This is a genomic window from Clostridiales bacterium, assembly GCA_017961515.1.
Lineage (GTDB): Bacteria > Bacillota > Clostridia > Acetivibrionales > RGIG10202 > RGIG10202.
The window spans coordinates 26,550-37,953 of record JAGCXC010000072.1 but is presented as its reverse complement, the minus strand read 5'-3'; the positions used below and the strand labels follow the sequence as shown (position 1 = coordinate 37,953).

11 protein-coding genes and 1 pseudogene are annotated in these 11,404 nt (G+C 34.1%); 1 reads left to right on the top strand and 11 read right to left on the bottom strand.

Going from position 1 to position 11,404, the window contains the following annotated elements; all coding sequences use genetic code 11:
* Positions 1–61: 61 nt before the first annotated feature.
* The 10 genes and pseudogenes from rlmH to spoVT all read right to left on the bottom strand — a co-directional run bounded on the left by rlmH (position 62) and on the right by spoVT (position 9,052).
* Positions 62–541, bottom strand: coding sequence for a 23S rRNA (pseudouridine(1915)-N(3))-methyltransferase RlmH (gene rlmH / locus J6Y29_05005; protein ID MBP5427229.1), 480 nt, complete (start codon positions 539–541; stop codon positions 62–64).
* 22 nt (positions 542–563) lie between these two features.
* Positions 564–1,357, bottom strand: a pseudogene (locus tag J6Y29_05000) (MBL fold metallo-hydrolase).
* A gap of 19 nt (positions 1,358–1,376) precedes the next feature.
* A complete protein-coding gene (locus J6Y29_04995; protein ID MBP5427228.1) occupies positions 1,377–2,636 on the bottom strand; it encodes a UDP-N-acetylglucosamine 1-carboxyvinyltransferase in 1,260 nt (419 codons plus the stop codon).
* Between the two features lie 23 nt (positions 2,637–2,659).
* Complete coding sequence (locus J6Y29_04990; GenBank protein ID MBP5427227.1) at positions 2,660–3,451, bottom strand: two-component system regulatory protein YycI; 792 nt, start codon at positions 3,449–3,451, stop codon at positions 2,660–2,662.
* 5 nt (positions 3,452–3,456) lie between these two features.
* Complete coding sequence (locus tag J6Y29_04985; protein ID MBP5427226.1) at positions 3,457–4,920, bottom strand: hypothetical protein; 1,464 nt, start codon at positions 4,918–4,920, stop codon at positions 3,457–3,459.
* Positions 4,921–4,937: 17 nt separating this feature from the next.
* Positions 4,938–5,435, bottom strand: a complete 498-nt coding sequence (locus J6Y29_04980) for a hypothetical protein (GenBank protein ID MBP5427225.1) — start codon at positions 5,433–5,435, stop codon at positions 4,938–4,940.
* A 103-nt stretch (positions 5,436–5,538) separates the two neighbouring features.
* Positions 5,539–7,332: a HAMP domain-containing protein gene (locus J6Y29_04975; protein MBP5427224.1), complete on the bottom strand. Its 1,794-nt coding sequence runs from the start codon at positions 7,330–7,332 to the stop codon at positions 5,539–5,541.
* A gap of 24 nt (positions 7,333–7,356) precedes the next feature.
* Complete coding sequence (locus J6Y29_04970; protein MBP5427223.1) at positions 7,357–8,040, bottom strand: response regulator transcription factor; 684 nt, start codon at positions 8,038–8,040, stop codon at positions 7,357–7,359.
* 127 nt (positions 8,041–8,167) lie between these two features.
* Entirely contained in the window at positions 8,168–8,407 is a 240-nt protein-coding gene (locus J6Y29_04965; protein MBP5427222.1) for an RNA-binding S4 domain-containing protein, read from the bottom strand.
* A 99-nt stretch (positions 8,408–8,506) separates the two neighbouring features.
* Positions 8,507–9,052: a stage V sporulation protein T gene (spoVT, locus tag J6Y29_04960; protein MBP5427221.1), complete on the bottom strand. Its 546-nt coding sequence runs from the start codon at positions 9,050–9,052 to the stop codon at positions 8,507–8,509.
* A gap of 333 nt (positions 9,053–9,385) precedes the next feature.
* Between spoVT and J6Y29_04955 the strand changes: the two genes are divergently transcribed.
* Positions 9,386–9,808, top strand: a complete 423-nt coding sequence (locus J6Y29_04955) for a S1 RNA-binding domain-containing protein (protein ID MBP5427220.1) — start codon at positions 9,386–9,388, stop codon at positions 9,806–9,808.
* A gap of 173 nt (positions 9,809–9,981) precedes the next feature.
* On the opposite strand, the gene J6Y29_04950 is transcribed toward J6Y29_04955, so the two are convergent.
* The gene (locus J6Y29_04950; protein MBP5427219.1) at positions 9,982–11,277 is read right to left on the bottom strand and encodes a peptidoglycan-binding protein; all 1,296 of its coding nucleotides are present in this window, start codon (positions 11,275–11,277) and stop codon (positions 9,982–9,984) included.
* Positions 11,278–11,404: the final 127 nt, after the last annotated feature.

The following is an 11,404-nucleotide window of genomic DNA, read 5'->3' as shown; positions in this document are numbered from 1 at the left end:
GTAAGCTTGCTCCATTTTTATCCTTTTTACTACGTTTTATGAAACACTTACCGCTTTTTGATTACTTATGGTATGTCTCATTATTTAATATTTTAAATGACCTATATACCTGTTCCAATAGAATAACACGCATCAATTGATGTGGAAATGTCATTTTAGAAAACGACAATCTAAAATCTGCTCTATTTAGTACCTCTCCGCTTAGACCTAGCGATCCTCCTATGACAAAATTTATATGTGAACTACCTGATATAAAATAATCGCTAAGCTTTGTCGCAAGCTCATACGAATCAAGCATTTTCCCCTTTATATCTAACGCAATAACCGTACTCCCCGGCTTGATCTTCTTCAATATATCCTGACCCTCTTGTTCCTTTATCTTAGTACCTACACTGTCGTTGCTTCTCTCTGGTATTTCTCTATCTGGTACTCCCACTATATCCACTTTGCAAAATCTAGAAATCCTTTTTATATATTCCTCTATTGCATCCTTTAGATACTTCTCCTTCACTTTTCCTACACACACAATCGTTACTCTCATTGTCTCCCTCTCTATTATAACCTCATATATGCTTAATATCACTTATAACATCTTGACTTGCTACAAAAAAATCTATATTCGACATTAATATACCTTTTCCCTCTACTTCATTTTTAACACTTTGATACACAAGCTCAGGAAAATTGTTGTTCTGACTAAGATGCCCCATCATAAACATATCAGTTCCTCTTGACGCGAAAAATGCCACCGCCCTTGCCGCTACGTCATTAGGCAAATGTCCGAGCTTACTTGCTATTCTCTTCTTTAGTGGCCATGGATACGGTCCCACCTTAAGCATGTTTCTATCATGATTGGATTCTAGAAAAATAAAGTCCGAATCATCCAGCGCATCAACTATATCACGATCCATACACCCTAAATCAGTTGCCGTTGTAATCTTTTTGTCTCCTGCAAAAAAATTAAACCCTACCGGTTCAGCTGCATCATGCGATGTTGCAAACGGACGCACTGTTATATCTCCTATGCGGAACTCCTCCGATGTACAAAAATACTTTTTCTCGCTATCGGGTATCACATCTTCTGTAAATTTCGCTATCTTCTCCCATGTTTTCTCATTCGCATACACGGGGACTCCATATTTATTGAAAAATACTTTTATCCCCTGTATATGGTCTTTATGCTCATGTGAAATCAATATAGCATCAATATCCTTGGGGTCTTCCCCTATCTCATTTAACGCAGCTACAATCCTTTTTGTGCTCATACCTGCATCTATTAATATTCTCGTGTTTTTATCCTTTATAAAAAAAGTACATTCCCTTTACTTCCGCTGTACAAACTACAAAATTCCGCCATGTCTACCGCCTTTTTTGATTTAGTCTAATACCCTCTTTATCTTAGCACCTAGATTAACTAACTTCTCCTCCAGTCTCTCATATCCTCGGTCTATATAGTTAACATTGTAAACCTCAGTAACCCCATCAGCTATTAATCCCGCTAACACCAACGCTGCTCCCGCTCTTAAATCACTTGCAAAAACTTTCTCGCCATGTAATTTATTTCCGCCTTTTATGGTCGCTGTCCTATTCTCTAAATTTATATACGCTCCCATCTTCTTTAACTCATCTACGTACTGAAACCTAAGCTCCCATATCCCTTCTGTTATCTTACTTTTACCATTCGCACATGTTAAAAACACACTCATCTGCGGATGTAAATCTGTGGGAAATCCTGGATATGGACTAGTCTTTATGTTAACCGGATTTACTTCATCCCGTCCTTTTATTCTTATGTAGTCTATACCTTCCTCCATATCAACATTCATCTCTGTAAGTTTCGCTGTCAATGGCTCTAGATGCTTTGGTATTATATTACGTACCACAACATCTCCTTTAGTTATTGCACTCGCCAACATATATGTACCAGCTTCTATCATATCTGGAATTATACTATGTGTAGCGTTACCAACAAGTCTTTTTACTCCCTTTATTTTTATTCTATCTGTCCCAGCACCTTTTATATCCGCGCCCATTACATTCAAAAAGTTTGCTACATCAACCACATGCAGCTCCTTTGCTGCATTCTCTATTATTGTCGTACCTTCTGCACAAACGGCCGAAAGCATTATATTAATCGTCGCTCCAACGCTAACTACGTCCAAGAAAATTTGTGTTCCAACTAAACGATCAGCTTCAACACTTATAACATCCCCCTCAAAACATACTCTAGCACCCAAGGCCTCAAATCCTTTTATATGCTGATCTATTGGTCTTGTGCCAAAATCACATCCTCCCGGAAAACTTACTTTTGCTTTTTTAAATCTACCCAACATCGCACCCAAAAAATAGTACGACGCCCTAAGCTTACTTACCTCATTTGATATTGCTTCAAAACTTTTTATGTGTCTACAATCAAAACACACTTCATTCTTTTCATCACGGGTAATTTCTGCTCCTAAATCTTTCATTATCCCTTTCAAAATTCTAATATCCTTTATATCAGGTACGTTATCTATCTCACATACACCATCTATCATCAACGCAGCTGGAAGTATTGCTACTGCAGCATTTTTAGCTCCACTTACTACAACTTCCCCCTTTAAAGGAGTTCCACCTTTTATAATTATTCTTTCCAATTAAAATTCCCCCAAATCTTATATTATTTTACCAATTTACCTGTATACGCCTTGTAAAAAATATCGTCTCTGTTATTAAACCTAACTCTCCACACAGGTATATCATCCAACTCTTTTATGTTATCCTCTAAAATACTCTCTCTAAATCCAAACTTTATATCAGTTATTATTTCTCCTTCCATATTGACTATATTCTTTAGCAACACCTGATGTATTGGCATTATCTTTCTTTTCTTAGTATCTATTGCCCGTACCTTTCTATAACTTATCTCCATTGATACTGTGTCTCCATCAATATCTATTTTAACATAATTACCGAATACACAAAAGCCCTCATATTTCTCATATATAGTCACTCTGTTTACATCCCTCTCATCAATCTCCCCTTCAAACTCAATATTACATTTTTGTAATACGCTATTTGCATACCGTATCACATCGTTTTCGTAGTCTCTACCTCTGTGCCATGTATAATCTTTATATACTAGCTTGTTATCATCTAAAAAAATAATTTCTTTGTTTTTTGTTTTATATTCATTCTGCCCTTCTATCACACTCTTCCCCATTATTTTATCTAGTACACGTTTTCTATCTATCGTAAATTTTTCATATGACAACGTACCAGTCTCTTTATTATACCTTGATAATTTACAATTTACAAGAACACCCCTATTTTTTAATGCAATTATTGTATTATTTAATGTATCCTCCGAAATCCTACGCTTCATATACAACGTTCCTAGTACCATTGATAAAAAAATATTCACCATAACATATATAAGTATCAATATATTTTTAGCTTTAGACCACTCCATCTACATCAATCCTTTCTCCTAAGCGATACCGAATAAAAATCATTTTGTCCTGGTCCTACAGATGTCGTCGCTATAAGCTGTGGTTCTAACACCATATCCTCATCATTAAAATTGACAATGTATGCGTTATACATATCCTGTATCTCTAACTTTTTTTTATCTATATTATATTTTTTAAATAATTCATCTAACAACCCCTCAAAAGCCACGTAATACTGTGCAGCATCTTGCACTTTATCAAAATCTCTTAGTATCCAAAAACAACTTATTACCCTATTCCCAGTACTTACAATCTCTATTGCGTTCTTTAAATTCATACCTGGCACCACTTGAGATTTATAATTGCTTATAATCACCGGCATATCGTCTATCTTATAATCAAAAGTAAATTTATACCCTTCTCTACTATTTTTCTTTGCACTAATTAACGTTATATCTGCACCTTCTGTTAACCCTTTTAAATTCGCAATAAACTCCGTCGCTATCTTGAAAGACTTTATAATGCTCTCATCTTTATCCTTTTGCACTGTATCTAAATATTTGTACTCAAGTACCCCATCCTTATATAGCCTAAATATGTTCTCTACGTTTTTAAACACTACTGTACCATATGCGTCAACACCTATATCATAATATTCAATATTCTCCCCAAGTACCTCCCTCGATAAATCATCTAAATCCGAATTGTTGTTAAACATGATATCATCTAAAAGTATTGGCAGCATACAAAAATAAGAATTGTACCTCTCTGTCGACGATTCATCTATCGCAATCAGTACATCTGAACTTATGTTAAATGGCGCCATCTCCTTATTGGGAAAAATTTCGTTTATCAGACTATACTTATTAAGATTACCTCTTCCCTCAAAGCTTGCTATTAACTTGTCATACGCTTCTTTCGGCAATCTCTCATTTGAAATAGGACTGGTTACTTTATATATGTCACTCTCATCTGCTACGTAGAACGTCATTACATTATTTACATCCTCAAATGGCTGCATTAGTACTTTCTTTACGTGTTTTAACTGCATATCCTTTGCCAGACTATTTCCTAATAACGTTGATACAAGATTTACATCTATGTCTCCATCAAACTCTATAAGTATTGATTTTCTTATTATCACATTACTCCAATTATCGTAATCAAATGGTATGACTTCCTTATACTCCTCTGTGTCTAAAAAATCTTTTATGTAACTCTTGGCATCTTTCCACAATACCTCATACTCCCAACTGTTCTTCTTTAATATCCAATGATTTTCATCAAAACCCTCTGATACAATTATTCTATCCGGGCGGAAAAATTCTTCCACTCCAAAATTGTATTTATCTTCGCTATATATCTTCCCTAACAATTTTCCTAACTGGTTGTCAGATTGATAGTTCCAATAAATCTCAACCTGCACTATACTTAGCATAATTAGCCCTATTAATATTATGTTCTTTACTCTATCTTTTGTACTATGCATAACATTACCTCTAATCTCTACTGATCTCTTTTTACTACACTAAACATTCCTCTTTGTCCTCTGTCTTTTACTTTTTTATTTAAAAAGATTATGCTAAACTCATTTACTTGCAAGTTTCTGCCAACCTCCAATTTGTGTTCTTGTCTTTTATCATATGCACAAACACGAACTATGTTAACACCCTTTTTAGGTAACATCGCCTCTTTTACAAAAACACCCGATCTCCCAATATCCCAATATGTCTCTCCCTGTGAATTCTTAAGCGCTTTGTATGTGCCTGTGTTCTCGTTCCATATATACATTCGTATCCTTATATTGTCCATCTTTGTACTACCGCATATCTTAAACATGTCCTTATATGTAGACTCATCCTGAAGTGGTCTTGCTATTGACACCAAAAATTGTTCTGTTTGTCGTCCCGTACATAACAGGTTATCTTTTGCGTATGATTGCGTCATGCCAAAAATAGCAATTATTATAGCCAAAGCAGCTAATTGTTTCAACATCTTTCTCATACAATCACCTTTATCCCCTCTTTAAAACTATGGTTTTGAGAACTCAGAAATTGACAAAGACACTCGCAACTACATTATTCACCACTTGCAGACTATCTTACATCTACATTTGCTCTCTCTTTGATAAATAGATTGTAACTACAGTCCCCTTATTTAATTCACTTTCAATTTCCATTTTCCCATTCTGCTGTTCTAGTATTTCTTTTGCTATAGACAAACCAAGTCCTGTGCCTCCTTGCTTTCTAGACCGTGCTTTGTCTACTCTATAAAATCTCTCGCAAATCCTTGGTAAATCTTCCCCCGGTATACCTATACCTGTATCTTTTATTCTAACTTTAACATAATCGCTATCCTCTCTTGTAGCTATTTCTATCCTTCCACCCCTTGGAGTATATTTAATTGAATTACTTAAAATATTTACTATAACTTGCTCTATCCTGTCTCTATCTATCACAACTGGAGATACCTTTTTCCCTTTTGCAAGTTTCATCGATAGGCCTTTATCCTTTATAACTAAATTCATTTTATATGCAATAAACTCCACTAATTTATTCATATTAACTATACTCTTATTCCATTTAATTCTATCCCCATCTATTTTAGTTAGCTGTAATAAATCATTAACCAAACGTATCATTCTATCTGTCTCTGAATCTATAACATTCAAAAATTTATTTGCTATTTTTAAATCTGAAACCCCCCCATCTAATAATGTTTCAGTATAGCCTTTTATTGATGTAAGTGGTGTTCTTAACTCATGCGATACATTTGCCACAAAATCCCTTCGCATATTATCCAATCTTTGTTGCTTCGTGTTATCACAAATAACAAATATTATTCCTTCATTAAAATTAGTCTTACTACTAAAATTCACCACTTGCATCTTTAAAAATTTATCACTTACATAAATATTTTCTTCTATGGTCTCAAATGGCTTTAACTCTGACACTTTACTAATTGTTATATCTAAATCAAGTTCCTTTACAAAATCATAAAACGTATAATCAAACACATCTTTATTTAAAATATGCTTTGCTATAGAATTTACGTGTATTAATTCCCCGTTCATATCAAACGCTATTACTCCATCTGTCATGTAGTGAAGTATTGTCTCTATTTTGTTCTTCTCTTTTTTTAACTCAGTTAAGTGCGACTGTATCTCTCCCGCCATGTAATTAAAGGTCTCCGTAAGCTTTCCTATCTCATCATCCGACTTAACCTCAAGCGTCTCTTCAAACTCTCCCTCTGCCATTTTTTTTGCTTTATACATAATATCCTTTATTGGTGTCGTTATAGTTTTTGACAAAAAATATCCAACTATGAGCGACGAAATTATTGCTATAAAAAAACTTATATATATAATCTGATTAAACTTATCTATCGTACCCTTCCAGTCATCCCTATCATATCTAAAATATAATACAAAATCACCCTCAGGTTTCGCGTAATCTAGATATGCCTTATCTTTAAACTTAATTAGTTTGTCCTTGCTTCCAACTAGCCCTGCAAGCGCCTTTACATAATTACTAGATCTTTGTATCTGATTTAAAAGTTTTTCTCTATCCTCTTCAAATAACTTGTCACTTGAATAAATTATCTCGTTTGTCTTTTGATCTATTATGCTATATGTTTTGTAGTCAGTTATCAAAAACAAAAACATAGCATTTTTCTCTTCTCTTAAGTAATGCGAAATTTCATCACGTGTAGGATTTTTCCTGAGTCTCCACTCATCAAAACCTTTCTCTATTCTAGTCTTAAATGTCTTATAATAAGATGACTGTACAGAATTGTTTATCGATATAGCGGCAATGATCATAAGCGCCGACGTCATCAATACAAACATATATACCAACCTAACCTGTAGGCTCTTAAATAATTTAATACGCTCTGTCGTCATTCTCGTCAAATCCCCACATGTCTATTATTTTCTAAAGTAATAACCTACCCCTCGCTTAGTTATTATATATCTAGGGTTCGCCGGATCCTGCTCGATTTTCTCCCGTATCCTTCGTACAGTAACATCCACTGTCCTTACATCCCCAAAATACTCATATCCCCAAACCTTCTCTAAAAGACTTTCCCTTGTGAATACTTGGCCCTTCCTTTGCGCCAAAAACTTAAGTAGCTCAAACTCACGAAGCGTTATATCTATCACTTTATTTTTTAGCTTAACCTCATAACTTGCACAGTTGATTACAAGATTACCAAATTTCAAAATTTCAGTCTGTGTATTTTCAGACATCTCTGTCCTTCTTAAGTTTGCTTTTATTCTCGCCATCAGTTCTCTTGGACTAAAGGGTTTCGTCATGTAATCATCTGCACCCAACTCTAACCCCAAAACCTTATCAACTTCATCTTCCTTAGCCGTTAGCATAATAATAGGTGTATTAAGATCTTTTCTCACTTTTTTACAAACCGAGAATCCATCCAACTTTGGAAGCATTATATCCAACAATATTAAATCTGGTTTCTTGCTGTAAGCCATATCCACAGCAGTTTCTCCATCATTTGCTACTATTGTATTAAATCCTTCCTTTTTCAAATTAAAATCCAATATATTTGCAATGTTCTTCTCATCATCCACTATCAATATAGTCTTAGACACCACAATCAACCCCTTAAGAATAATTTTTACACTATAAATGCAGTGAAAAATTTCTTAAATCCTGTTATTATACTTACCTCTTTCAATCCATAAGTTTACCACATTTTTTTTGTAAAGTCAAATTTTGCTACCGTATTTCATACATTTCTTTTGCTCCTTCCTTAGTCACATATGCACTAATACTCGTCACTACTACACGCAATGGATTCTTTTCTAGACGCAATTCAATTTCATCACCTATTTTTACTTCATACGACGCTTTTACAACTCTTCCATTCACAAAAACTTTTTCCCTATCACAAGCTTCATTCGCAACTGTCCTTCTTTTTATCAATCTAGATACCTTTAAATATTTATCTATACGCAATAAAATCACCCCTAAAACAAAATAGCCTAATTGATACAATTTTACTCCAACTAAAACTATATCACATTTAGGCTATTTTAGATATACTTAATTTTTCTTTTACTCCAATTGCTTTCCTAAAAAAATGGATGCGGAACTTGCAAGCTTTACTTCAAGCTCTGTCATTTTTGCATCAGATTCCAACGACAAAAATATAACTGCTCCAATTGGATCTCCATCAGATATTATAGGTGACACCACTTGCGAATTATATTTTGCATCGTCATCCTTTATAATATTTATCATTTTATCTTTAGGTGATGTTAATAATACATCTGTTCTTTCCTCTATTACTTTTTCCAAATCAGTGCTTATGCTCTTGCCAAGATATCCTTTCTTTGGTGTTCCTACTACTGCAATTATTGTGTCTCTATCTGAAATACATGTTATATGTCCACTTGATTTAAAGAGAGATTCAGCATATTGTAAAGCAAAATCACTAAGCTCACAAATAGGTGAATACTTCTTTAGAATGATCTCTCCTTCTTTATCTGTAAAAATTTCAAGTGGATCCCCTTCCCTTATTCTTAACGTCTTTCTTATTTCTTTTGGAATAACTACTCTACCAAGATCATCTATTCTTCTAACTATACCTGTTGCTCTCATTTGCGAAATCTCCTTTATTGTAGTATCATCATTATTATTGTCACTATTTTAAATTTTATACCAGCTTTAAACAAAGCTTCTATCTTAACACCAAAAATTTTATTAAAAGGATGTCTCTATAAATATTCTCTCTTCTTTAAAATAAGCGTTAGAAGAGATTCGTAAAAGTTAAGAAGATATTAGAATGTAAATACCTTAACATAAAAATTAAGGAATTCAAAAAAAGTGTCGATATCAGTGAAGCTTTCAAAAATTGCACAAAAATTAAATTGACATATTAGCAATAAAGGCTGTATAATACTAATATAATAGTTAGGGAGGATTTCTTATAATATGCTAGTCGAAGAAGGAAAAATCGTTGACGGAAAAGTTTCCGTTATAACAAAGTTCGGAGCGTTTGTTCAGTTACCGGAAGGGAAAAATGGATTGGTACACATTTCAGAGATTTCAGAGCATTACGTAAAAGACGTCAGAGAACACCTTACAGAGAATCAAGAGGTAAAGGTGAAAATTTTATCTATTGATCCTAATGGCAAGATAAGTTTGTCAATTAGGAAAGCAGTTCCAAAGAAGATACAAAAGGAACCTCAGAAAAGTTCTGAAGATGTAGGTAAAGTTAAAGAGCCACAGGTTCTGTCGTTTGAAGATCGTCTTGCTAAATTTATGAAAGATAGTGACGAGAGGCAACATGATTTAAAAAGAAGCTTTGAAAATAAAAGGGGTACTACCGGTCCAAGAAAATCCGCAAGAAGATAAACTTAAGTTGGGGATGTTTTACACCTCTAAGCTTAAAAAAAGCGTAGATGGTGCAAGGAAGTGTCCGCTTAAATGTTGGCTAGTCTTCCAATCCGTTTAATACAAGTTTCAAGCGAGTATTTTATCTAGTATATAGCCAAAGCAAAAAATGGCTATATACTTTAATTTAGGGATTAGTCATCGTCTTCAATTTTATTTATAAGAGTTGGTGCTATAATCATTATTTCTCTGTTGTCTTTATAGATTTTGTCAAATTGAGATATAGGTAAAGGATTTTCACCAAGTCCGACTTCTATTGTGTAGCCGGGTTTGTTATACACTTCTATAAACCAGTCTTTGTATCCAGCAAATAAAGATGTAACAGGTGCTTTTTCTAAGGCGTATCCACTAAGCTTAGAGAATGTTTCGCCGATTTTTTGTGCATTTGGAGGAGTTATATTTTTGTACAACCAGAATATTACTTCACCTTGAGAATGATATGCAATAACAAGTTTGAAATCGTGTGAAGACGTAAAGTTTACCATAGCTTGAGTTTCTGGTTCGGATAAAGGATAAGGTCCACCGTATCTAGTAGGGCCAGGTCCTGTTATACCAAACATTGCTTCTTGATTTTTTGCAAGTTGCCATGAAGCCGGATAATTTCTATTAAGATCAATACCGCGAATATTTGCTTGCCATACTTTGCTAAATGGTAGACCCGTGTTGTTTAATTGCAGTAGTTTATCGTAGTAAGGGTTGTTAGTATCAAGACCATTTAGTACAAGGTTTACACCGTCAGGATTGACCATTGGTACAATATATATACTGTAGTTTTCCCAAATTTCTTTTATGTCATATCCAAATAGGTTAGATTGTGTAGCATATGCACGCGAAAAGTCTTCAATAAATTTCATTGTAAGTAAAGATGTGATCCATTCTAGGCCATGATGACTGGCGTTGTATGAAACCTCTGTTTTTCCTTTACCAAGTTTTATGTAGTAGAGATTTTTTCCTAGGACGCTTTGCCCGATTATACCAGTTTCAATGAAAGGATATCTTGTTTTTAGCGATCGTATGTTCATTTCCATTATGTCGTATGTGTAGTAGATGTTGGTTAGAACAACATTTGAGTTTAGAGGAACAATTATGGATTGGCCTACAGTCAAGTTCATTGGGTCTAGCCCAGGATTAGCAACTAATATTGCGTTGACATTAGTTAGAAAAGTTGATGCAATGTTAAAAAGACTGTCTTTTGGTTTTATTGTATAGGATACATATCCCAAAATAAATTTTTCTAAAGAAGTCCATGTATTTTGATCAACAACACCATCAACAGGAAGACCGTTGTCTCGTTGATATTCTAAAACTGAATTTTGTGTCTGTACACCAAAGACACCATCAATTGTGCCTATGTTATAGCCTAAATTTAATAATACGCTTTGTAGTAATCGAACAAGAGGACCTTTAGATCCTAATTTTAAAATGTACATAATACGCTCCTTGTGTATTTTTTTATTTTAATTGTATGCATCAAATAAGAGCTGTATTCAAGAAGGTTACAAGCGCTTATAATAAATGAACCCTCTTCCTTCTTCGATGGGATAAGGGTTCACCTAT